Here is a 23,537-nt window from a genome sequence, read left to right as displayed (position 1 = left end):
TGGCTCTACGAAAGCGATGGACTGGCCTCACCGGAGCAAGAGCACGTGCGACCACCGGCAGTTGCCTTCCGCCCCATGACCAGATCGAGGGTAACCACTACCGGTTTGCGGCGCGTTTGAGAACGGTCAGAATCGGGTTAGAGTCTCGTCGAATCGCGGGGGCCCGCCGCTTCCGCCAGCGGCAGCCACACGCGAAACGTGGTGCCCTTCCCCAGCGCGCTCTCGACATCGATCCGGCCACCGTGGGCAGTGGCGACCCAGTGGGCGATGGCGAGCCCTAGTCCTGTACCGCCGGCGCGGGCAGCGTTCTTTCCGCGGTAGAACCGCTCAAAGATATGGGGTAGGTCCTCTGGAGCAATACCCGGACCACTGTCGGTCACCTCGAGGCGGGCCAACGTCCTGTCACGATAGAGGGAAAGCCTCACCTCCGCCCCCGAAGGCGAGTATTTGAGGGCGTTCTCCACGAGGTTGGTGACCAGTTGCTTGAGCATCTCCCGGTCGCCCGAAACCCGGGCCTGGTCTTCATGACCCAGCCGTAGGCGAACGTCGGCCCGGCGTGTGCCCTGCTCCCGGTACACCTCCAGAATCACCACGTCGAGCTCCACTGGCCGCATATCCAACCGACGACCCGCTTCCGCTGAAGCCAGGGACAGGAGGTTGGCTACGAGACGGATCAGCCGCGCAGTCTCGCCGGACAACCGCTCGAGGTGGTCCCGGACCTCCGGGTCCAGCGAGGGGTCCATCAGCAGCACGTCGAGGTTCCCCTGAAGCGCCGTCAGAGGCGTGCGAAGTTCATGTGAGACGTTGGCGACGAAATCGCGTTGCTGCGCGAAGGCATGCTGCAAACGCTCCAGCATAGCGTCAAAGGCGTCAGCAAGCTTCTGGACCTCCGCCGGCTCGTTGCGGGCCGCGATCCGCCGGTCGAGTAACGAGAACGCCTCGGTTTTGACCGCGATGTCTACCACCTTCTGCAACCGGGCTAGTCCTTCTCTCGCCACAACGTATCCGACCCCGATGGAGACGACCGCTCCCGCGGAGACCACGCCAATGAGGATGGTCTCTACCCGATCCACCGCGGCGTCCACGGCGCTCGTGGACGCCGCGGCGACAACGATGGCGTCGCCGTCGCTCGCAGGGGCCGTCTCCGCGTAGAGACGGATCGTGTGTTGTGTTGCCGACTTCAGTGACCGAGTGAGGGAGCCACCGTCGGCTAGCGTAGACAGGTCGGCCTCGCTGAGCGTCAGCGGTTGGTCGCGGGCAGACGGAGATGCCGCCAGCTCGTTCCCCTGACTGTCGTCAATGACGATCATTACCCGACCCGGTCCGAGAGAAATCTCCCGGGGCTCCCGGACGAGATGCTCCAGCTCGGACGCGTCCGCAAGTGAAACTGCCGAAAGATTCGACGCTATGTTGTGAGCCTGGTTCTGAAGGTCACTGTCCAGGTCGGAGAGAAGGATACTTCCGGTCAGGCGACGAACGGCGAAGAACAGTGCGGCTAGCGTGGCCAGCGAGGCCACGGCGTACCAAATGGTAAGTCGCCAGCGCAGGCTCATGACGCTTTTAACATATAACCCACACCTCGCACCATGTGGATTAGATCCGGTTCGCCGGTCGCGTTCAGTTTCTTCCGCAAATAGCTTACGTACACCTTGACGGCGTCCGATTCCACCTCAGCGTCATAGCCCCAGACTCTGGAGAAAATGACCTCCTTCGTCAGCACTCTTCCGGCGTTGCGCGCTAGGAATTCCAACAGATCGTACTCCCGCGGTGTGAGATCGATCCGTCGGTCGCCCCGGCGCACTTCCCGTGACGCGGGATGAATCACCAGGTCGCCGACCTCAATCAGCTCGTCCGGTCGGTGACTACGGCGCAGGGCTGCGCGAATGCGGGCCAGCAGCTCATCGAAAACGAACGGCTTGGTGACGTAGTCGTCGGCACCGGCGTCCAGGCCGGCGATCTTATCGCTGACGTCGTCCCGTGCCGTGAGCACGATGATGGGGAGGTCGCTCGTAGCCCGCAGCCGTCGACACACCTCGACGCCGTCGATGTCGGGGAGCATTAGGTCCAGCAGCACGAGGTCGGGCGGCCGCTCACGGGCAGCAGTCAGGCCGGAATTGCCGTCCGGCACCACCTCCACCTCGTAGCCTTTGTAGCTCAGACCCCGTCGAACGAACGACGCGATGTCTGCCTCGTCTTCGATCACAAGGATCCGGGTGGGCATCGCCTTGAATCGTGCTCCCGCCTTGTCACGCTGGTCCTCCAACAGCCTACCACGCTGCCTCAACCCGGACCTGCGGCGTGCGGACTCGACAAGTCTCGCCGTGGACGGTTGGCGAGTCGGCCAGACGGCCAATCCACACCATCGGTCGCGACGTATCAGTGGACAGGTAGCAACGCAGGAGGAGGTGGCTCATGCGACCGGAGGTCCTCGTACTTACTGTGTGGAGCGCCGGGATGCTCGCTCTTGCGTGCGGAGGCGGAGGGCGCGCCGCGCCCAGCGGAGGGGGCGCAAAGGCCAGCAGCCGGGCGAGCGCCGTGGAAATGGAGGCTGATGACTTCTATTTTGAGCCGGAAACGTTGGAAGCGCGCGTGGGAGGGGCGGTGACGCTCACTGTGAAGAACGAGGGCGGGGCGGCGCACACCTTCACCATCGATGAGCTCAATGTGGACCAGACATTGCGGCCTGGGGACGAGGTGACGGTAACGCTTACGCCCGCCAAGGCCGGAAGTTTCACGTTCTACTGTCGGTTCCACCGGGCCCGAGGCATGGAGGGCACGATGGACGTGGCAGGGGGTTAGTCTCCGTCGCGTGCGCGGCACCGCTTCGTGGGGGAACCCGGTCGGGCGCAGGGTGTCATAGGGTACGAGGCGGTCGGCTTCAAAGATTCCGGCCTCCCTTAGTAGGCCGCTGAGTTTGCGAGGCGGCCCGCCACCTTTCCTTTCTGTCGTCCCCTTTTTGTCGTCCCATTTCTGTCGTCGAATTCCTCCCAGTGTCTGACCCGGCGGGGGCGGTCCGCCCTGTAACACGTTCTTCATCCGCGCGCAACAGCGCAGACATCGTCGTGTAACCCACCGCGCCTACGATGCCTTCGAAGCGCTCACGCGAACGAGGCGACTCATGGGAGGCGCGATCGCCGCGGCCCGAACCGCGCCGGATCGACCGGAGCCGGCGGGCCCCTTGGCAGTCGGGAACCTCACGATCTTCCGCGAACAGTACCGCGCCACGATCGCCGGGCGCCTCGTGCCCTTCACGTACCGCGAGTTCGAGCTGTTGGTCCTGCTGGCGACCCGCGTCGACCGAGTGGTGCCGTACGGCGACATCGAGGAGGCGCTGTGGGGCCGGCGAGATGTGGAGCTGCGACGGCGGATGTCGGTCCTGGTTTGCCGTCTGCGTCGCAAGCTGGCGGAGCTGGAGCCGTACCGCATCGAGACGGTTCAGCGGGTGGGCTATCGGCTGACGGTCCCGCTCGCGGCTTCCCCGCCGAGACGAGGGCACGGGGCGGGACGACGCAGCGCAAGAAGGAGGTAAGACGGATGGTTCGATGGATGACGGGTCGGCGGCGGATCGCGATGCTCGCCGGCTTGGCGGCAGCGCTGCTTCTGCCCGGCACGGCGCTCGCGCAGGCCGACCCCACCGGGGCGGCGAGCATCGAGGCGAATCCGGCGTTAGCGGTGAACTTCACCTGGACGCTGGTCGCCGCGTTTTTGGTGTTCTTCATGCAGGCGGGCTTCGCGCTGGTCGAAGCCGGGTTCGCCCGCCAGCGCAACACGGTCAACATCCTCTCCAAGAACTTCATGGACTTCTGCGTGGGCGGCCTGGCGTTCTGGGCCTTCGGGTTCGCCATCATGTTCGGCGGCTCCGCCCTGGCCTCGGGCCTGGCCGATGGCAACGACTGGTTCGGCTACTCGGGCTTCTTCCTGACCTCCGACGCCTACGACGTGAGCACCATCGAGCTCTGGTTCTTCCAGATGGTGTTCGCGGCCACGGCCGCCACCATCGTGTCGGGGGCCATGGCGGAGCGGACGAAGATCAACGCTTATCTGGCCTACAGCTTCCTGATCAGCGCGCTCGTGTACCCCGTGTACGGCCACTGGGTCTGGGGTGGCGGCTGGCTGGCGACGCTGGACTTCGGGCAGGGTGCGAAGGACTTCGCCGGCTCGGGCGTCGTGCACGCGGTCGGCGGGCTCTCCGCCCTGGTGGGCGCGTGGATGCTGGGGCCGCGGATGGGGAAGTTCGGGCCCGACGGCCGTCCGCGAAGCATCCCGGGCCACAGCGTGACCTTGGTGGTGCTGGGCACGTTCATCCTGTTCCTCGGATGGTTCGGGTTCAACCCGGGGAGCACGCTGGCGGCGACAGACCTCCGCATCGCGGTGATCGCGACGAACACGTTCCTCGCCGGCGTGGCCGGGGCGGTCGTGGGCTTCTACTGGAGCTTCGCCCGCACGGGCAAGGCCGACATCACCCTCGCGGCGAACGGGGCGTTGGCGGGCCTCGTGGGGATCACCGCGCCCTGCGCCTACGTCGAACCGTGGGCCGCAGTCGTCATCGGCGCCATCGCCGCGCTGGTGATGATCGGCAGCCTCTGGTTTGTCGAGAACGTCCTCCGGGTGGACGACCCGGTGGGGGCCGTCTCCGTCCATGCGGCGGCGGGCCTCTGGGGGGTGCTCAGCGTCGGGATCTTCGCGGATGGCACGTACCCGGCGGGCGCGGAGGTGGCCGGCCTCATCGAGGGTGAGACAGGACAGATCGTCGCGCAGCTCATCAGCATGGCGGCGGTGGTGGTGTGGACGCTCCTGTCCGCCGCGGTCGTCTTCGCGGCCATCAAGGCGTCCATCGGCCTGCGGGCGTCGCCCGAAGAGGAGCGCCTGGGGCTCGACCTGACGGAGCACGGCCTCCGGGCGTACGTGGAGGACGCGCCGGTGGAGGCGCCGTCCCGGCCTGAGAGCGGCGCGGCCGCCATGCGGCCCGCGCCCGCGCCGGGCGGCGGTAGCTAGCCCGCGACTCGTTGCGAGGGGGACAGCGAGCGCACGGAAGGAGGAGAGCGAAATGGTGGAAGCGTTGGCGGTAGTGGCGTTCGTGAGCATGTTTGCCATGTTCGCGGTGGCGCCCACGCTGTTGCGTCGCCGGGGGCACCCCGAAGACGTCGACTAGCGCCGGAAGCGGGTTCCCCGCACCTGTGCGTTGGGAGCGCGGCGAGAGGGTAGGGAAGCCCTCTTGCCGCGCTGGCCGGAAGGACACGCCCCCATGGGCTCGGACACGTCGTTCCTGATGACCCTGGCCCTTGTGCTGGTCGCGGCGCGGGCCGCCGCAGCGGCGAGCGGCCGGCTCGGGCTGACCGGGGTCTTCGGCAAGCTGACTGTAGGCCTGCTGCTGGGGCCGGCGGTCCTGGGCCTGGTGCACGACGGCGAGCCGCTTTCGTGGATCGCCGATCTCGGGGTGCTCCTCCTCATGTTCCTCGCCGGCCTCGAGACCGACCTCGCCGGGCTGCGCAGCGCGAGCCTGGCGTCCGCGCTCACGGCGCTCGGCGGCGTGGCGCTGCCCTTCGCCGGCGGCGTGGGCGTGGGCCTGGGGTTCGGCCTCGACGCGGGCGCGAGCCTGTTCCTGGGCACGATCCTCACGGCGACCAGCGTGAGCATCACCGCGCAGACGCTGAACGAGCTGGGGAGGCTCCGGTCGCTGGAAGGCAGCGTGATCCTGGGGGCGGCGGTGATGGACGACGTGCTCGGCGTCCTCATCCTGTCGCTCGTCATCGGGCTCGAAGGGGGGAGCGACCCGGCGCAGGCGCTGGCGGGCATGGCGGGCTTCCTCGCCCTCGCGATGGCCCTGGGATGGTGGGCGCTGCCGGCGCTGGGCCGCCGGCTGCGGCACGTCGCCTCCGAGACGCAGGTCGCCCTGGCGCTGGGGCTGGCCCTGACCTACGCGTGGCTCGCGGAGCGGTTCGGCGGGCTCGCGCCCATCACCGGCGCGTACCTGGCGGGCGTCCTGGTCACACGGACGGACGTGCGCCACGCCGTCTCGTCGGCCGTGGCGCAGATGGGCTACGGCTTCTTCATCCCCATCTTCTTCGTGAGCGTCGGGCTGCACGTGCGCGGGGGCGACCTGCTAGCGGCGCCTGCGCTCGCCGCAAGCCTGGCGCTGGTGGCCGTGGCCACCAAGGTCGCCGGAGCCTTCGCCGGCGCCGCCGCCGTCCTCCGGGATCGAACCGTCGCGCTCCGCATCGGCGCGGGCATGGTGTCCCGGGGAGAGGTCGCGCTGGTGGTCGCGGTCACGGGGCTCTCGCACGGGCTCATCGACCAGACGGTCTTCTCGTCCGCCATCGTGATGACGGTGGCGACGACCCTAGTGACGCCCCTCCTCCTCCGCTTCTCCTACCGCGCCCGCTCAGGCGGGCCCGCCGCCGCGCAGACGCCGGCCCACGCGTCGCCTGTGCCTGCGGGGGTCTGGTCCGAGCCTCGCCTGTAGCGGGCAGGCGCCAGCCGGCCTCGTCTGAGACCAGGTGGCCGCTCGACCCGGCCAAACACCGACCTCGTTTTACCCGTCGCGCTTCGACTCGAGAGGAGTGAGCCGGACGGCGCAGTGCTTGAGCTCGGGCTCCTTGGAGACGGGGTCACAGGCGTCGACCGTAACGTGGTTGACGGCGGCCTCGGGGCTCCAGAGCTGAGCCCAGTGGAAGGGAACGAAGACGGCGCCACGCCGGATGGCCCGCGAGAGGCGGGCGGGGAGCCGCACGGCCCCGCGCCGGGAGCGCACCTCCACCAGCTGGCCGGGGCGGATCCGCAGCGACGCGGCGTCGTCGGAGTGGATCTCCACGTAGGGCGCCGGGCAGCTCTTGTTCAACTTGGCGATCCGGCCAGTGCGCGTGCGTGTGTGTCACTGGTCCTTGACCCGGCCCGTGAGGAGCGCAAAGGGGTAGTCTGCGTCCACCGGCTCGGCCGGCGGTCGAAAGGTCACCGGGTGGAATCGCGCCCGGCCGGAACAGGTGGGAAACCGGCCGGTCGTGTACAGGCGGGATGTCCCCTCCACGCGACCCTCCGGGAGAGGCCACTGGAGGCCGCGCGAGGCGCGCAACCGCTCGTACGTGATCCCGGTCATGTCGAGGTCGCGGCCGCGGGTGGTCTGCTTGAACTCCTCGAACACCTCCTCGACGTCCCGGTAGGCGAACGCGCGGCCGAACCCCATCTTCTCCGCGAAGCGACAGAAGATCTGCCAGTCGGGGAGCGCCTCGCCGGGCGGGAGGGCGGCCTGTTCCAGCAGGCACACCCGGCGCTCGCTGTTGGTCATCGTGCCGGTCCGCTCGGACCATTGGGCGGCGGGCAGCAGGACGTGCGCCAGGCGGGTAGTCTCCGTCGGGTGGTAGGCGTCCTGTGCGACGACGAGCTCTGCGCGCCGCAGCGCGCGCTCGACCTGCCGCGCGTGGGGCATGGAGGCGACCGGATTGGTGCAGACGATCCAGACGGCTTTGACCGCGCCTTCGTGGAGCGCGGCGAAGAGATCGACTGCCGTGAGGCCGGGACGCGGGGAGATGCTGCCGGGCGCGAGCCCCCAGAGCCGCTCCATCTCGGCCCGGTGACGGGGGTCCGCCACGAGGCGATGGCCGGGCAGGGTGTGCGCCAGGCCGCCTGCCTCGCGTCCGCCCATGGCGTTGGGCTGCCCCGTGAGGGAGAACGGCCCGGCTCCGGGCCGGCCGATGTTGCCGGTGGCCAGCGCGAGGTTGATGAGCGCCAGGTTCTTGTCCACGCCGGCGACGCTCTGATTGGCGCCCACGGCCCAGAGGCTGAGGGCTGCGCGCGCCCGGCCGTACCGGAGGGCGGCGTCGCGGATCGCCTGGGCGTCGACGCCGCACATCAACGCCGCGCGCTCGGCCGAGTAGCCGCGGAGCGCGCGCTGCAGCGCCTCCCAGCCCTCGGTGTGGGCTTCGATGAAGGCGGTGTCGACGAGCCCCTCCAGGACGATCTCGTGGAGCAGGGCGTTGAGGAGGGCGACGTCCGTCCCGGGCCGCAGGGGCAGATGAATGTCCGCAATCTCGGCTGTGGCGGTGCGCCGCGGATCGACGACGATGATGTGGACGTCCCGCGGGCTGGCCCGCTTGCGCGCCTTCACTCGTTGAAAGAGGACCGGATGGCACGCCTCCATGTTCGCCCCCAGGATGAGGAAGCAGTCGGCCAGGTCGATGTCTTCGTAGCTGCAGGGAGGGCCGTCCTGGCCGAGAGCCTGGGCGTAGGCGGCGCTGGCGCTGGTCATACAGAGCCGGGAGTTGGTGGCCGATGAACCCCTTCGCCAGCTTGCCCAGCAGGTAGTAGTCCTCAGTGGGCAGCTGACCGGAGCCGTAGAAGGCCACGGCGTCGGAACCGTGGCGGTCGATGAGGGCGCGGAAGCGCTCAGCCACGAAGTCGAGCGCCTCGTCCCAGCTCACCCGGCGCAAGGGCTCTTCGAGCGACGTCCGCACCTGAGGGTAGAGGAGCCGGTCCGGCGTTCGCAGCGTCTCTGCGAGCAGGGCCCCCTTGGCGCAGAGCCGGCCGAAGTTGGCGGGATGCTCGGGGTCGCCCCGCACCCGGCGCACGACGCCGTCGCGCGCCTCGACCAGGAGGCCGCACCCCACGGCGCAGTAGGGGCAGATGGAGCGGACGACGCGGCTGCCCGTCACTGTCGGTCGGCCTCCACGGCGATGGCCTGGCCGGGCGTGGGTAGGCGCCGCCATCCCGGCCGTCCGCCCCGCGCCGGGCTGCCGTCGGGGGCCCAGGTGCGCCGCCAGCCCCGCTGCACCGTCGCCAGGAGCCTGCTCGCCGCGAGGGCGGCCAGCGCGAAGAGGGCGAACCCGGGGCCGTAGGAGCCGGTGAGCTCCTGGAGGAAGCCCAGGAGGAAGGGCAGAAGGAAGCCGCCCACGCCCCCGGCGGCGCCCACGAGGCCGGTCGCCACGCCGATCTCCCGCCGGAAGCGCTGCGGCACGAGCTGGAAGACGGCGCCGTTGCCCATGCCCAGCAGCGCCATACTTCCGAAGAGGAGCGCGGCCGAAAGGCCGATGGGCGGCATCCCGCTCACCGCCAGGATTGCCGCTCCTACGAGGGTGAAGAGCGAGAGGAGCGCCCGGATGCCGCCGGCGCGGTCGGCCACGAGGCCGCCCAGCGGCCGGGCGAAGCTGCCGGCGAAGACGCAGGCCGCCGTGAGGTCCCCCGCGGCTACCTTGCTCAGGCCGTACTGATCGCGCAAGAAGATGGCCAGATAGCTGGCCAGGCCCACGAAACCGCCGAAGGTCACGCCGTAGAACAGGCAGAACCACAGGGCGTCGGCCTGGCGCAGGACGGCGGCGACGTCGCGGAGACGGGGCGGGGCGACCTGGACGGGACTATCCCTCGCCGTCAGCGCGAAGACAGCGATGGTGGCGGCGACGGGGACCATCGCGAGGCCGAAGACGGCCTGCCAGCCGAAGGCCTCGGCCAAGCGCGGCGCGAAGAGGGACGCCAGCACGGTGCCACTGTTTCCGGCGCCGGCGATACCCAGGGCCAACCCCTGCCGCTCCGGCGGGTACCAGCGGCTGGCCAGAGGCAACGCCACCGCGAAGCTGGCCCCCGCGACGCCCAGGAGCAGGCCGACGACGTAGACCACGGTCAGGCGGTCGGCCAGCAGCCAGCCCGTCGCCAGGGGCGCGAGGGTCAGGCTGAGCCCGAACAGTCCCACGCGCCGTCCTCCGAACCGGTCGGCGGCGGCGCCCAAAGGAAGCCGAAGCATGGCGCCGCTCAGGACGGGGAGCGCCGTCATGAGGCCCTTCTGGGCGCCGGTCAGCCCCAGGTCGTCGGCGATGAAGTTGCCCAGGGCGCCCAGCAAGACCCACACCATGAAGCTGGTGTCGAAGTAGAGGAAGGACGCCAGGAGCGTGCGCGGGTCGCCCTCGCGCAGGAGCGTCGCCAGGTGGCGCCTCATGCCGTGATCACCTCCGAAAGGGGGAGGTCGCTTTCTTCGGCCTTTGAGGCCGCTTCGTCGTCCGCGGACAGGAGGCCATCCTCCAGCAGCGTCTTCAGATGTTCCGGGAGCTCGGAGAGCGGCACCCCCTCCAGCGCCTTGGTCGCCAGCCGGGGGTTGTTCCCGAGCCGCCCGCCGATGTACACGTCGGCGGCGTCCACCACCTCACCGTTCACCCGCACCCGGGCGGCCTGGAACCCGATGTCGGCGATGTGGTGCTGGCCGCAGGCGTGGGGGCAGCCTGACCAGTGCATCCGCAGAGGCCGGTCCTTCGGCAACAGCGCCTCGAGCCGCTCGGCGATCTGCAGGGCGCGGCCTTTCGTGTCGATGAGGGAGAAGTGACAGTAATCGTTTCCGGTGCAGGAGACCAGGCGTCGCAACGATGACGGCGGGAAGGGCGTGAAGCGGCGAAGCAGCGGCTCGTCCAACAGGGCGGGGACGCGAGCCCGGGGCACGTTCACCAGCAGGACGTTCTGGTCCTGGGTGAGACGCAGCTCGCCGTCGCCGTAGGTCTGGGCCAGGCGGGCGAATTCGCGAAGCTCGTCGCCGGTGATGCGGCCGACCGGGACGAGACAGCCCACGTAGCACAACCCCGCCTGCTTCTGAGGCCGCACGCCCAGGTGGTCGCCGCCGTAGGAGATGACTTCATCCCTGCCGGCGCGGGCCAGGGGCCGGCCCAGCCGCTCCTCGACCGCCGCGCGGAAGCGCGGGACGCCCCACGCCTCCACCAGCCACCTGAGCCGCGCCTGCTGGCGGTTGTCGCGCGGCCCTTCGTCTCGAAACAGGGCCACGATGGCCCGGCACACCTCCACCGTCTCCTCGGGCCGGACGAAGACGTCGAGTTCCCACGAGAGGTGCGTCGATTTGCCGCCCATGGCGCCGCCGACGCGGACGTTGAAGCCGAGGGCGCCCTCGCGGCTGGCGGGCGTGAGGCCGATGTCGTGGGTCTGGGACAGGGAGCAATCCCGGCGGCAGCCGGTCACGCAGATGTTGAACTTCCGCGGGAGGTTGCTGAACTCCTTGCGCCCCAGGATGGCCTCCTGGATGGCGCGCGTCAGCGGTGAGGCGTCCAGGGCTTCCTCCGGGTCCAGACCGGCGATGGGACATCCGGTGACGTTCCGGACGTTGTCCATCCCTGTCTGCAGGTGAGCGACGCCGATCTCGCGCAGCGTCTCGAAGATGGCCGGCACGTCCTCGATGCGGACCCAGCGAAGCTGGATGTTCTGGCGGGTGGTGAGGTCGGCCCGGCCGCGGCCGTAGCGGTTGACGATGTCGCCCAAGGCCGCCATCTGGCGCGAAGTGAGAATCCCGTTGGGGATGCGCAGCCGCATCATGAAGAAGCCGGGCGTCTGGCGGCGGTGAAACAGCCCGTACCACTTCATCCGTTCGAGGTCGTCGGGATCGACGGCGTCGAAGCCGAGCCTGGCGTAGCGGTAGATGTCGGGCAGGACGTCGAGGCCGTCCTTGGCCCGCTTGATCTCCTCGATGCGATTGCCCATCGGCCTTCTCCCGGAGTGCGAGGTTCGGGAGTAAGGCTAGTGGGGGCGCGTTACCGCCCGATGAAGGACGTCTTGCTCAGGGGTTGCTCGCGTGTGAAGAGTGCGTGTCCGGACCGCTACGACACCGTTACAGCGGCGGCGCCCCGGATGAGACGCCTCGGCGCGGACGAGCCTGCGAGTGAACGAGCCCTTCTGCGTTCGTTGGAGGCGGTGGGCGAAGCGCTTTGCCGCACACCACGACCGGGCCCTCGCTCGGTCCGGATAGGGAACCCTTGGGGTCGCACCGTTGGGTTGCGACCTAATGGGTTCGAACTCAATGGCTGCACTGGCTAACCCCGGGAACGTCGAATCGCGGCGACGGCTCACGCGCGGCTACGGCAAGTTGGGAAAGGTCAATGGCAAGCGCAAGGTCAGGTGCACAACACGCTGCGCGAGTCGCTGCGGCGCCAGCTGGGGGACGAGGCGGTCGAGCTACTGCCGAAGACGGCTGCCGTGTTTGGGAGCTGACGAGCGACTTGACAGGCCATACGCTCCTGGCGGCGGGGGCGCTGGCAGCCAGCCCGGCCCGCGCCGAGGGGCCGGACACGAGTCAGGCGTTCGCGGAGCTCGTCTTCGCGGGCGCGCCCCTGAAGACGTCGCCGAGCCCGGCCTTCGAGGGCGCCACCGCTTTTTCCTCTACCATAGGCTCGCTTCCCGCGGGGCGAGCGGCAGCCCCGGCCTCGGAGTCGGTCCCGCAGCCGCCCGGCGTGGAGCCTCCGCTTCCTCCGCAGCTCCCGGACGTCCCTAACCCGTTCGACTGGTTCGGGAATCTGGACCCCCGTAAGTAGGCCGGCGACGTCCTCGACGCCGTCCTCACCATGGTCGGGAAGGCGCTCCTGGAAGCGATGCGCGGCTTCATCGACTGGGCGCTGGGCTTCGGCGATTCCTCTCTCAACACTTCGTGATCCGCAGGCAGGTGGGACTCCCCGGGTATGACCAGGCGACCGCCTCGTAGCCCCTCCCTTCAGGGGCTTCGGTTCCGCTTCCGAGACGACAGGACGCTCCCGCCAGGGGCGTCCCGTCATGGTTGGTTTTTCCAGCGCGACCCCTCGCGCCCCCGGGGGGACGCTGGTCACGAAGGTCGCGGCGATTGTCCTGACGGGCGCTCCGAGCGCTGAACGAACGAGAGAGACGCCCTAGTAGCGGACCAGCCCGTCTGCTCCAGCCACGTCGCCCCCGGGAGACGCTTCTCGAGGTCCGGACAATAGACCCTGGACGAGCGGCCGTCTGGGAGCGAACATAACGCCGGAGTCGCCACGGGTGCCGTATGAGCGCCGTGGAAGACAGACGTTCCTCGACAAACAGGGGGGCGAGAAGCGCGCGTCATCCCGGGAAAGCGAGCGCGAAGCTGGCGATTCTAGCGGCGGTGGCGTTCGCGGGCGTGTTCGCCGCTGTCGCCTGCGGGCCGGGCTACCAGGGCGAGGAGATCTAGTCAGCCGGCCGGCTGGCCACCGGTCTGACCGCGTTCGCCGAGACCGTGCTCCGCCTCCCGCTGCACTCGCTGTGCCGAGAGCCGCCTGTCGCTCGGGACGCACATCGGTACCGCGCGGCCGGCCTCCTCGCGGCCGTCTCTCGTCGCACGGCGATCCCGGAGCCGGTCACCGTTGAATCCGCGAGGTTGCCGTTCGGCTGGGCGCGCGTGACGGCGGACCGCTGTTCGCTGTGCGGGCTCTGCGCCGCCCGGTGTCCCACGGGCGCGCTGCGCTACGAAGAACGGGGGCACGAGACGGCCCTGCTGTTTGAGGCGGCCGAGTGCGCGGGCTCCGACCTGTGCGTCGCCGCCTGCCCGGAGCGCGCGCTCGAAATTGTGCGTCAGCTCGGAGGGCTCGCACCGGAGGTCACGCCGGTCCTCCTGAAATCGGCCGCGCTGCGGCGTTGCCGACGATGCGGACGCGGCTACGCTCCGGAGGCTATGGTGTCACGCATTCTCTCGAGCCTGGGGCAGCGAGCTTTCGTTTCGAACCTCGACTACTGCCCGGATTGCAGGATGACCGCGGCGGTGTGACGAGCGACGCAGCCCGCCCGGCGGCGGCTTGGTCAGCGTCGGCTGCGCGCGGCGGCGAGTCGAGACGCAGGGAGGATGCAGGCAGGCGCCGGTTATCGACCGCGGCGCGCGCCGAGGCGACATCTGCCTCGAGGCGCTGCGTGACGGGTACTCGTCGCCTCCGCTGCTGGGTCAACACACCCGGGAGGTTTTGACGGGCCTGCTGGGCTACGACGAGGGCCACCTGGCCGACCTCGCGGAGCGCAACGTCATCGCCTTCGCGGACGCGTAGAACGCGCGTGCAGGCCGAGCAACGCCCGCACAGGGTGGCCGTGGGCGCGCGGTCACACGCCGCGGAGGCGGGGGCGAGGACGTCGTGCGGGTCGCCCGCACACGGCGAGCGCGATGCCCACGCCCGGCCACACCGCGAGCCACGGATTCTCGCGCATGAAGGGTATGCCCTGCGTGGAAAGCACGCTCCCGCGCGGGGAACGGCCGTGGCAGAAGCTGAGGACCGCTCGGCCTGGGGACCCCTGCGGTGACGTTACTCAGGGACCTCTCTCCGGACCGAATAGGAACGGGCGGAGGCGCTCGGCGAGCTCGCGAGCGATCCGCGCCGGGTCCCCGGTAAGCCGTTCGCGGCGGCGTTCACGAGTGGGCGACTGCGAGACCCCCGCGACGACGGTGGCGGAACCCGCCGTCCCGACCTCCTCCAGAGGCACTTCCAGGTCCTGCGCCGACCAGACGGTGACGCGGTCTACGCTATCAGCCCATGGTTTCAGCGACCAGTCGATGAACCGGGGCTCGTTGATGCCCTGCTTGACCGACACCACGGCCGGCAATGGAGCCAGAAGACGCTCATGGCCCCCTTTGACCTCGCGTCGCGCGGAGAGCCGCCGGTTGGGCAGGTCGATGTCCACCGAGAGGGCATATGTGACTTGCGGCAGGTCGAGCCACTCAGCGATGCCGGGAGGAACCTGCGCCGTCGCGCCGTCAGACGATTCCTCTCCGCAGAGCACCAGGTCGAAGCCGCCGATCTTCTCGATGCCGGCGGCCAGCGTTCGCGACGTGCCGAGGGTGTCGGCGCCGCCGAACGCCCGGTCGCTCAAGAGCACGACTCGGTCGGCGCCCGCGCACAGGGTCAGCCTGAGGTAGCGCTCGAAGAAGGGCGGCCCCATCGACAGCACGGTCACGACGCCCCCGTGCCGCTCTCGGAGCTGGAGCGCGAGTTCGAGCGCGTTCATGTCCGGCGGGTTGATGAACGAGCGCGCGTTCGCCCGGTCGAGGGTCATGGTCTCCTCATTCACCCGCACCTCTTCGGGCATCGGCACGACCTTCATGCAGACGATGGTGTGCAGTCCCCTCATGGCGTCGCCCGTACCTTCGTCTCACTCAGCGCCTCGATGAGGTGCGGCAGAACAGCGAAGGCGTCCTCCACGACGGCATAGTCGGCCTGCTCGAAAATGGCGGCGTCGGGGTCCGTGTTGATGGCGACGATGCAGTCCGCCGCTTCGACTCCGACCATGAAGTGAATTGCGCCGCTCACGCCGCAACAGACGGCCAGGCGTGGTCGCGTCACTACTCCAGTCTGGCCGATCTGGCGGGAGCGTTCGATCCAGCCGAGGTCGGCGGCTACGCGGGTGCCGCCGATCTCGGCGCCCAGCAACGACGCCAGCCGTTCCGCCAAGGCGAGTTCGCCGCGCATGCCCCGGCCCACGGCCACGATGGCGGTTGCCCGCGTAAGATCCACCTCTTCCCCCACTGATCGCTCGAGGACCCGGACTCTGGTGTCGCGGGGGTCGAGGCGCACAGGCACCGGGACGATCTCGCCGCGCCGCCCTCGCCTGCGTTCGGGTCGAGGGAAGATGCCCGGCCGGACTGTCGCCATTTGAGGACGGCGTTCCGGGCAGACGATGGTGGCGACGATGCCACCTCCGAAGCCGACCACCTCCCCGAGCAGCAGCCGGCGCTCGGGGTCGACGGAGAGCCCCGTGCAGTCGGCGGTTAGTCCGGTCCGCAGCCGGACGGCCAAGCGACCGGCCAGGTCCCGTCCGTTAGGGGTTGCGCCCAGGAGCAGCGCCTCCGGCCGGCGCTCGTTCACCACGGAGGCGACGACACGGGTGAACGGCTCGGTGGTGTAGGCCTGCAGGGCGGGGTGGTCGGCGACCAGCACGACATCGGCGCCGGCGGCGACGGCCTCGTTCGGAAGGTCCCCCAGGGCGTACCCCACCAGCAGGGCAGTGAGGGGCACGCCCAGCAGGTCGGCCAGCTCGCGGCCCTTGCCGAGGAGCTCCAGCGACACCCCCTCGAGCCGACCCTGCCGCTCTTCCAGATAGACCCAGAGTCCGTTGGCTTCATCGCGCCCGTATGCTCCGCTACTCATGTCGTACGCTCCCGCGCGGCGAGTTCGGATGCTGTCAACGACTGTGCGACCAGTTCGGCGACGTCGGCCACGCGGAGGCCGCCGCCCGGCGGCAGCGCGTCTTCGATGCACGAGATGCAGTTCGGGCAAGCCGTGGCCAGCACCTCTGCCCCGGCTGCCACCGCCTCCTGGACCCGCAGCGCAGCGAACCGCTGACTCGCCGGCGTCTCCATCCACATGCGACCACCGCCGCCGCCGCAACAGATGCTGTCCTCACGGGAATGCGCCATCTCCACGAGCTCGACCCCCGGCACAGACATGAGGACGTGTCGCGGCGACTCATAGTCACCGAGCCCTCGGCCCAGATAGCACGGATCCTGGAACGTCACTCGCTCGGCGACGGCGCCGGCCAGCTTCAGGCGGCCGGCTTCCAGCAGTTCCCGCAGGTACGCTGTGTAGTGAACCGCCCGAAAGCCCTCGGGCATGTCGTAGTGGCGCACGAACTGTTCGAGGCAGTGGGGCGAGATGGTGACGACCGTACGCACGCCCCGCTCGCGGAAGAGGCGCGAGCCCTCGGCCGCGAGGGCGTCCGCAAACGCCACCTGCCCCACGCTACGGGCGGCCTCCCCACAGCAGGGCTCGTCGTCGCCCAGGACCCCGAACGCGACGTCCGCAGCCCGAAGCGCGGTCACGACCGCCCGCACCACTTTCTGGATCCGCCGGTCGTAGTTCCCAGCGCACCCGATGTACAGCAGGATGTCCTGGTCGGGAGCGAACGTCGGAAGGGGCGCGTCCTTCATCCATGCCGTGCGTTGCGACGGGGGCCGGCCATACGGATTGCCGTCCCAATAGATGTTCCACAGGAGCGTGGGAAGGCCGGCGGGAGCCTTACCCTCTCGCCACGCCAGCGCCCGGAGCGAACGGATGACCCCCGGAACATCGACCCCGCGGGGACACTGGAGCGCGCACTGTCGACACGACGTGCAGAGCCACAGGGCCTCCTCCCATCCCGGGGCGCCGAGCTGCGCTTCGCGCAAGAGGCGGCGGATGACGACGGGCTCCGGTCGCACGAGCCCCCATGGACAGATGGCGGTGCACACCCCGCACTGGAAGCACGGCGCAGCGGCGCCGCCGGTTGCCACGATGACCCGCTCCCACGCCGCGTCATCCAACACGAGCACGCTCTCGTCGGCGCCGGCGGAGACCGCCGCCTCGGAGATATCCAGCTCCAACTTCGGCCTCCCGGCCTTCGTCGTCGAATACCGATCGGGCACGGAGAACGCTGCGGGCGTATCCATGCGCAGCTTCTCGCGTCCCGCCCGGGTGGTCTCTCCGTCGGCTGTCATGGCGACACGCGCTCCAGCACGCCGCCGCCCTGGCGGCGGATAACGGCGTCCATCTCCGCGATCTTCCGGGCAAACTCCTTTCCCTCGGAGGCCGAGATCCACGCGAGCTGCAAACGGTCGGGGTCGAGCCCCTGCCTGGTCAGCTTGCGGTGCCACATCTCGAACCGCTTCTTGGTCTGCACGTTGGCGTAGTTGTAATGGCAGTCGGACCCCTTCTCCGTGAGTCGGCACCCCGTGACCAGGACGGCGCCGGCGCCCCTCTCGAACGCGCGCGTGATGAAGTCTTCCTCGACGCGCGCCGAGCACATGGTGCGGATGATGAGCGCAGACGGGGGATACTGGATTTTCTCCACTCCGGCTTGGTCGGCCCCCGCGTACGAGCACCAGTTGCAGGCGAACACGAGCGTCTTGTGTTGTGGGTCGTGGGCGAGCGCGGCGTCGATCTGCGCCAGGATCTGCTCCTTCGTAAAGTAGGGCATTTCGATGGCGTCGTAGTTGCACGTGGCGGCGCAGGCGCCGCATCCCTGGCAGGCCGCCTCGATGAAGCGCATCTCCCCTTCTTTGGGCTTGCCGATGAGCTCGATCGCGCCGAACGGACACGCGGCGGCGCAGATGCCGCAGACGATGCACCGGTCGGGAAGCAGCCTGGCGGTGATGGGCTCCTTCAGGATGGTGCCCCGGGCCAGCACGGCGCTCGCCTTCGCGGCCGCGGCGAGGGCCTGGGACACGCTCTCGCGCACGTCTTTTGGAGCCTGGACCGTACCGGCCAGATAGATGCCGGGCGACCCGGCTTCCGCGGGCCCGAGCTTGGGGTGGCGCTCGAGGAGAAACCCATCCTCGCTGCGGGCGACCTTGAGCTGGGCCGAAACCGTCTCCTCCTGCGGAAGCAGTCCTACGGTCAGGACCAGCGTATCGGTGGGAATCCGCACGGTGCGCCCGGTGAGGTAATCGAAGAACTGGACCGCATGCCCGTCCCAGTCGACCACCTCTTCCGGGCAGGCCTGGGGGTCCATACGGAAGAACTGCACCCCCGCAGCGGCGGCGCGCGCATAGAGCTCCTCCGCGTCCCTGCTGAACGAACGGATGTCGCGGTACACGACGCGCACCTTCTTGCCGGCCATCTGGAGGCGTAGCGCTTCGCCGATCATCGACTCGCAGCAGTACCGCGAGCAGCCGAGGGCGCCGCGGCGCGCGCCCACGCAGGCGATGAACGTCACCCGGTCGCCCATGACCGGCTTCCCGGCCGCCAGTTCGAGATTGGTGAGGACGTTGGGCCAGAGGCCGTAGCCGAACTCTGTCGGCCGGTAGGGACGGGCGCCCATGGCGAGGATCACCGCGCCGGCCTGGACCTCCTCGCCCGTGGAGAGACGGGCGCTGAAGTTTCCCACGTGTCCGCCGATGGTCTCGATGTCGGCGCCCAGGTGGACTTTCACGCCGGCCGCTGCGACCTCTTCGGAAGCGCGCCGCACGACCTCCGCGGCCTCCAACCCCGAGGGTTCGATCCGTTCGAGGTCGTTCAACACACCGCCCAGCCGCGAGGAGCGCTCGACGAGGTGGGTCTCATACCCTTGCTTCGCCAGATTCGCCGCCGCCGTCATGCCGGCGACGCCGCCGCCGATGATCAGCGCTTTCTGGACGACGGGCTGATGAGTGGCCGTAAGCGGCGCTAGACGACGTGCCTTCTCGACCGCCATCCGCACCATGTCGATGGCCTTCGCCGTCGCCTCCTCCCGGCTCTGCTTGTGGACCCACGAGTCCTGGTTGCGGATGTTCGCCATTTCCAGGAGGTAGGGATTGAGGCCGGCCTTCAACATGACCCGGCGGAAGGTGGCCTCGTGCGTCTTGGGCGAACAGGCGGCGATGACCACCCGGTTCGCTCTCGCTTCCCGGAGGCGCCGGGCGATCTCCGCCTGAGTGGTACCCGCGCAGGAAAACATCGACGAGCCGGCGTAGACCACGCCCTCCATGCGCGATGCCGCCTCGACCACCGCCGCGATGTCGACCACGCCGGCGATGTTGCTGCCGCAATGGCAGACGTTGACACCGATACGTGCGGTGTCGAGGTCGTCCTGGGGGTCGACCATCTCGAACTCCGGCCAGTGCCGTTCGTCGATGTGGGTCAGCGCCGCGGCCGCGGCTCCGGCGGCCTCGGAGACGCTGTCCGGGATGTCCTTGAGGCCGGTCGCGCAGCCCGCGGCGTAGATCCCTGGCCGGCTGGTCACGATGAGCCCGCCCGCCTCCTCGCGCGCCGCCACGAACCCATCCTCCGCCAGGGCGATCCCCAGCAGCCCGGCGAGGCGCTCGAGCCCCTCGGGCGGACGCGCCGCGGTGGCGAGCACCACCATGTCGACCTCAGAGGTCTCCACCCGTCCCTCGTCCGTGTTCTCGTACCGGACGAGGATGCGTTCCCCGGCCGGCTCGACGCTCGCAGGGCGGCCTCTGATGAAGCGCACGCCATGCTCGCGCGTGCGGTCCACGAACGCGTCGAAGCCCTTGCCGTACGCCCGCAAATCCATGTACAGCACGCTGACATCCGGCACTCCGTGGTCGCGAGCCTGGAACGCCTCCTTGACGGAGTACATGCAGCAGAAGCGAGAGCAATATCTGTAGAAGCGCACATCCCGCGAACCCACGCACAGGACGAACAGCATGCGCTCGGGGTGTTCCCCGTTGGAGGGCTTCACGATGTCGCCGCCCGTCGGACCGGCCGACGTCAGCATGCGTTCGAACTCGAGCGACGTGAGGACGTCGGGGTGCTTACCGTACCCGAACGCGCGCAGCAAGCCAGGATCGATGAGTTCAAACCCGGTGGCCACGATCGCCGCGCCCACCCGGCGCTCCACGACCCGCTCCCGCGGTTGCGTGAAGTCGATGACACGAGGCGCGCACGCGTCCATGCAACGCCCGCAAGGCAGATAGTTAGGCGGGTCATTCAAGCAATGATCGATGTCGATGATGTACGCGCCGGGGACCGCCTGCGGAAACGGCGTGTAGATGGCCTTCCGCGAAGCCATCGCCACGTCGAACTCGTTCGGGAGAACGACAGGACAAGCATCCACGCACAAGTTGCACCGCGTGCATTCGTCGGTCACGAAGCGCGACCGGACGCGGATGCGGGCGGTGAAGTCTCCCGGTTGGCCTTCGAAGGCGATGAGCTCGGCCGGCGCGAGAACCTCGATGTTGGGATGTTCAGCGATCTCGGAGAGCTTGGGCGCCTCGATGCAGATCGAGCAATCCAACGTCGGGAAGTTCTTGTCGAGGGCAGCCATCTTGCCGCCGATGGCCGGGCTGGCTTCGACCAGGACCACCCGCGCGCCAGCGTCCGCCAGGTCGAGCGCAGCTTGGACGCCCGCGATGCCCCCGCCGATGACCAGAACGGTGTCGCTCACGACGCGGCCTCCTCGCGGTAGTACCGATACCCTGCATCGAAGGCCCGCAGGTTCAGTTCGATGAACCGCTCCCGGACGGACTCCCGGACTGCGGCCTCCATCGCCTCGCGGCTCACGAGGTTCGTGACCGCGGTGAAGAAGCCCAGCATCACGACGTTGGCCGCCATTCGATTGCCGAGGCGTTCCGCGAGGGCCGTCGCCGGGATGGCGTACAGCTTCCAGCCGGGCTGCGGACGCAGCTCCACCAGGTCGCGATCGATGAGGACGGCGCAATCATCGGCCAGGTCCGCGGTGTACCGCTGCGCCGCCTCTTGCGACATGACGACCAGCACGTCCGGCCGCGTGACCATTGGATAGTCAATGGGGGCGTCGTCGAGGACGACCTGAGCGGAACAAGCGCCTCCCCGCGCTTCGGGGCCGTACGACTGGGTGACGATGGCCTCGCGCCCGTCGTGAAGCGCCGCCGCCCGTCCGGTGACGAGACCCGCGAGGATGATGCCCTGTCCTCCGAATCCGGCGAACCGAATCTCCCGACGCATCCTCAGGCCTCCCACTCGCCGTAGACGGGGCGCTCGATGTCCACGAATTCCCCGAGCACGAGGGGCCGATGGGCGCGCAGGTCGATGGCGCAGTCCGCCAGGTCGGCGTCGTCGTCCACGACACACTCCAGCCGGTACAGCCGCATCTCGTCGAGACCCTCACCGAGCTCGTTGGGCCTTCCGAAGCCGACGGGGCAGGGCGAGAGCACTTCGATGAACGTGAACCCACGCTTCTCGAAGGCCCGCGCGATGGACCGCTCGAGCTGCCGCACGTGCAGCGCGGACCAACGGGCCACGTACACGGCTCCCAGGGCCGCCATGAGGTGCACGAGGTTGAGAGCCTCCTCAGGATTTCCGTAGGGCGTCGTCGACGTGATGGCGCCCCTGGGTGTCGTGGGGCCGAGCTGTCCTCCGGTCATCCCGTAGTTGAAGTTGTTCACACAAATCACATTGAGGTCGATGTTCCGCCGCGCCGCGTGGAGGATGTGGTTTCCTCCAATGGCGAACAGATCGCCGTCGCCGCTGAACACGGTCACCTCGAGGTCGGGATTCCCCAGCTTGAGCCCGGTGGCGAAGGGGATGGCGCGGCCGTGCGTGGTGTGAAAGGAGTCGATGTTCACGTACCCGGGCACCCTGCCGGTGCAGCCGATTCCCGAGACGATGACGTGCCGTTCGAGCGGGATGGAGGAGTCGAGCATCGCCTGAACGTAGCAGTTCATAATCGGGCCGAGACCGCAGCCTGGACACCAGATGTGCGGCAGCCGGTCCGACCGGAGCAGCCGGTCGAGTGGATGCGCGTCCGCGATGCGCTCGGCGGGAGCCATCAGCTCGCCTCCTCGATCGCGTTCAGCACGGCCTCGGGCGTCAGCATCTCCCCGCCCCCATGGTGGGCGCCCAACACCGGCCGCGTCGAAAACCGCTGCACCTGGGTCTCCACCTGCCCGAGGTTGAGTTCAGCCACCACGAACGCCTTGACACGTTCCGAAAGGACGGCGATGTGGCTTCCCGGGAACGGCCAGACGGTAATCAGCCGCAGGAGCCCGGCGCGGATTCCGCGCTTCCGCGCCGCGTTGACCGCGTGGCGGGCTGACCGAGCGCTGGACCCGAAGGAGACGACGCAAACGTCTGCGTCGTCCATCAAATACTCCTCATACTCGATGATGCGGTCGGCGTTGCGAAGGATCTTGTCTCTCAGCCGGCGAACGAGCCGGTCGTGCACCTCGGCGCTCGTGGCCGGATATCCGCGCTCGTCGTGGGTGAGGCCCGTCGCGTGAATGGCATAGCCTTCTCCCACCGGAGGCATCGGCGGAACCAGTGCGCCGTCCAACGGCTGGTAGAGAAGCCCCTCGCCGGGTGGGAACGGCGGCTGAGGGCGCTCCGCCCGCGGGATCGCCGAGGCGTCGGGAATGACGACTCGCTCCGTCATGTGGCCCACCACCTCGTCGGCCAGCACGAACACAGGCAGTCGATAGGTGTCGGCCGCGTTGAACGCCTTGACCGTCAGGTCGAACATCTCTTGCGGCGAGGCGGGCGCGTACGCGATCACCTCGTAGTCGCCATGCGAGCCCCACTTCGCCTGCATGACGTCCGCCTGGCCTGGGAGCGTGGGGAGGCCGGTGGAGGGCCCGCCGCGCTGGACGTTGACGACGACGCACGGCGTCTCGGTAATGATCCCGAGCCCTATGTTCTCTTGCATCAGGGTGAATCCCGGACCAGAGGTGGCGGTCATCGCCCTTCGGCCGGCCCAGGCCGCTCCCAGCACACAGTTCATCGACGCCAGCTCGTCCTCCATCTGGATATAGATTCCGCCCACCTCGGGCAGCCGCTGCGCCATTCGCTCGGCGATCTCGGTTGACGGCGTGATGGGGTAGCCGGCGAAGAACGTACATCCCGCCGCGAGCGCTCCTTCGGCGCACGCGACGTCGCCGTTCATGAAATGACGTCCGGTCAGCACCGCCGGAGCTTTCTGCGTCACCTTCACGCGAACGCCTCCGTCGGCTCGGCGTAGATCGCGAACTCGGGACAGATGAGGCGACAGAAACCGCAGTTCACACACGCCTCTTCCCGGCCCTCGGCCACTACCGGGTAGTGATACCCCTTCGCGTTCATGGCTTCGGATTCACGGAGAACGTCTTCGGGGCAGAACTCGATGCAGAAGCGGCAGCCCTTGCAGCGGTCGGGGATGATGTAGACCTGTCCCGTCGGCAGGACTTGCCGGTCGAGGTCGAGCGGGCGGCGAAGGAACATCGCAACCACCCTAGCGCCTCCCCCGCGTCTCCCGAACCGATGAGCGGTCGGCCACCACGGGACGCGTATCGGCGATTCGCGGCGTCCTCCCGGCGCTGATGACCCTAGTCCTAGGGGAATATTCTGTGAAGTGCCGAAGGGCACAAATCCACGGATGACAGAGCGCCTCCCGAT

20 protein-coding genes and 1 pseudogene are annotated in these 23,537 nt (G+C 68.9%); 7 read left to right on the top strand and 14 right to left on the bottom strand.

What is annotated here, in order from left to right:
- Window positions 1–137 precede the first annotated feature (137 nt).
- Together VNN10_12315 and VNN10_12310 are read right to left on the bottom strand one after the other, a co-directional pair.
- A complete protein-coding gene (locus tag VNN10_12315; GenBank protein ID HXH22802.1) occupies window positions 138–1,517 on the bottom strand; it encodes an ATP-binding protein in 1,380 nt (459 codons plus the stop codon).
- Window positions 1,518–1,549: 32 nt separating this feature from the next.
- Complete coding sequence (locus VNN10_12310; protein HXH22801.1) at window positions 1,550–2,263, bottom strand: response regulator transcription factor; 714 nt, start codon at window positions 2,261–2,263, stop codon at window positions 1,550–1,552.
- A gap of 149 nt (window positions 2,264–2,412) precedes the next feature.
- Here VNN10_12310 and VNN10_12305 point away from each other — a divergent pair, with 149 nt between their 5' ends.
- The 4 genes from VNN10_12305 (at window position 2,413) to VNN10_12290 (ending at window position 6,463) form a co-directional block, all read left to right on the top strand.
- Window positions 2,413–2,799 (top strand): cupredoxin domain-containing protein, encoded by a 387-nt coding sequence (locus VNN10_12305; protein HXH22800.1) that lies wholly within the window; start codon window positions 2,413–2,415, stop codon window positions 2,797–2,799.
- A gap of 379 nt (window positions 2,800–3,178) precedes the next feature.
- Window positions 3,179–3,529, top strand: a complete 351-nt coding sequence (locus VNN10_12300; GenBank protein ID HXH22799.1) for a helix-turn-helix domain-containing protein — start codon at window positions 3,179–3,181, stop codon at window positions 3,527–3,529.
- 5 nt (window positions 3,530–3,534) lie between these two features.
- Entirely contained in the window at window positions 3,535–4,995 is a 1,461-nt protein-coding gene (locus VNN10_12295) for an ammonium transporter (GenBank protein HXH22798.1), read from the top strand.
- Window positions 4,996–5,245: 250 nt separating this feature from the next.
- Entirely contained in the window at window positions 5,246–6,463 is a 1,218-nt protein-coding gene (locus VNN10_12290; GenBank protein HXH22797.1) for a cation:proton antiporter, read from the top strand.
- Between the two features lie 69 nt (window positions 6,464–6,532).
- Here the strand turns inward: VNN10_12290 and VNN10_12285 are convergent, their stop codons facing one another.
- From VNN10_12285 to VNN10_12270, 4 genes and pseudogenes are all read right to left on the bottom strand, one after another.
- Window positions 6,533–6,838, bottom strand: coding sequence for a molybdopterin dinucleotide binding domain-containing protein (locus VNN10_12285; protein ID HXH22796.1), 306 nt, complete (start codon window positions 6,836–6,838; stop codon window positions 6,533–6,535).
- 33 nt (window positions 6,839–6,871) lie between these two features.
- Window positions 6,872–8,699: pseudogene (locus tag VNN10_12280) on the bottom strand (molybdopterin-dependent oxidoreductase).
- Entirely contained in the window at window positions 8,642–9,919 is a 1,278-nt protein-coding gene (locus tag VNN10_12275) for a nitrate/nitrite transporter (protein HXH22795.1), read from the bottom strand. Before VNN10_12275 ends, VNN10_12280 begins: the two are co-directional and overlap by 58 nt.
- Window positions 9,916–11,457, bottom strand: coding sequence for a ferredoxin--nitrite reductase (locus VNN10_12270; GenBank protein ID HXH22794.1), 1,542 nt, complete (start codon window positions 11,455–11,457; stop codon window positions 9,916–9,918). The genes VNN10_12275 and VNN10_12270 overlap by 4 nt, the downstream gene beginning before the upstream one ends.
- Before the next feature lie 515 nt (window positions 11,458–11,972).
- Between VNN10_12270 and VNN10_12265 the strand changes: the two genes are divergently transcribed.
- The 3 genes from VNN10_12265 (at window position 11,973) to VNN10_12255 (ending at window position 13,772) form a co-directional block, all read left to right on the top strand.
- Window positions 11,973–12,284 carry a hypothetical protein gene (locus VNN10_12265; protein ID HXH22793.1) on the top strand — a complete coding sequence of 104 codons (312 nt, stop codon included), beginning with the start codon at window positions 11,973–11,975 and terminating at the stop codon, window positions 12,282–12,284.
- A gap of 830 nt (window positions 12,285–13,114) precedes the next feature.
- Window positions 13,115–13,501, top strand: coding sequence for a 4Fe-4S dicluster domain-containing protein (locus VNN10_12260; GenBank protein ID HXH22792.1), 387 nt, complete (start codon window positions 13,115–13,117; stop codon window positions 13,499–13,501).
- A 28-nt stretch (window positions 13,502–13,529) separates the two neighbouring features.
- Window positions 13,530–13,772, top strand: coding sequence for a hypothetical protein (locus VNN10_12255; protein ID HXH22791.1), 243 nt, complete (start codon window positions 13,530–13,532; stop codon window positions 13,770–13,772).
- 256 nt (window positions 13,773–14,028) lie between these two features.
- Here the strand turns inward: VNN10_12255 and VNN10_12250 are convergent, their stop codons facing one another.
- Genes VNN10_12250 through VNN10_12215 form a run of 8 tightly spaced genes read right to left on the bottom strand, consistent with a single transcriptional unit; the run spans window position 14,029 to window position 23,363 of the window.
- On the bottom strand, window positions 14,029–14,820 hold the full coding sequence (locus VNN10_12250; GenBank protein ID HXH22790.1) for an electron transfer flavoprotein subunit beta/FixA family protein: 792 nt from the start codon (window positions 14,818–14,820) through the stop codon (window positions 14,029–14,031).
- Between the two features lie 23 nt (window positions 14,821–14,843).
- On the bottom strand, window positions 14,844–15,863 hold the full coding sequence (locus VNN10_12245) for an electron transfer flavoprotein subunit alpha/FixB family protein (protein ID HXH22789.1): 1,020 nt from the start codon (window positions 15,861–15,863) through the stop codon (window positions 14,844–14,846).
- The gene (locus VNN10_12240) at window positions 15,860–17,188 is read right to left on the bottom strand and encodes a heterodisulfide reductase-related iron-sulfur binding cluster (GenBank protein HXH22788.1); all 1,329 of its coding nucleotides are present in this window, start codon (window positions 17,186–17,188) and stop codon (window positions 15,860–15,862) included. Before VNN10_12240 ends, VNN10_12245 begins: the two co-directional genes overlap by 4 nt.
- On the bottom strand, window positions 17,185–20,577 hold the full coding sequence (locus VNN10_12235; protein HXH22787.1) for a hydrogenase iron-sulfur subunit: 3,393 nt from the start codon (window positions 20,575–20,577) through the stop codon (window positions 17,185–17,187). The genes VNN10_12240 and VNN10_12235 overlap by 4 nt, the downstream gene beginning before the upstream one ends.
- Window positions 20,574–21,116, bottom strand: a complete 543-nt coding sequence (locus VNN10_12230) for a 2-oxoacid:acceptor oxidoreductase family protein (GenBank protein ID HXH22786.1) — start codon at window positions 21,114–21,116, stop codon at window positions 20,574–20,576. Before VNN10_12230 ends, VNN10_12235 begins: the two co-directional genes overlap by 4 nt.
- A gap of 2 nt (window positions 21,117–21,118) precedes the next feature.
- On the bottom strand, window positions 21,119–21,940 hold the full coding sequence (locus VNN10_12225) for a thiamine pyrophosphate-dependent enzyme (protein ID HXH22785.1): 822 nt from the start codon (window positions 21,938–21,940) through the stop codon (window positions 21,119–21,121).
- Complete coding sequence (locus VNN10_12220) at window positions 21,940–23,091, bottom strand: 2-oxoacid:acceptor oxidoreductase subunit alpha (GenBank protein ID HXH22784.1); 1,152 nt, start codon at window positions 23,089–23,091, stop codon at window positions 21,940–21,942. The genes VNN10_12225 and VNN10_12220 overlap by 1 nt, the downstream gene beginning before the upstream one ends.
- 2 nt (window positions 23,092–23,093) lie before the next feature.
- Window positions 23,094–23,363 carry a ferredoxin family protein gene (locus tag VNN10_12215; protein HXH22783.1) on the bottom strand — a complete coding sequence of 90 codons (270 nt, stop codon included), beginning with the start codon at window positions 23,361–23,363 and terminating at the stop codon, window positions 23,094–23,096.
- Window positions 23,364–23,537 lie beyond the last annotated feature (174 nt).

This window comes from Dehalococcoidia bacterium (assembly GCA_035574915.1).
GTDB lineage: Bacteria > Chloroflexota > Dehalococcoidia > DSTF01 > WHTK01 > DATLYJ01.
Note: the sequence above shows the minus strand (reverse complement) of the source record. Positions and strands in the feature narration are given on the sequence as shown.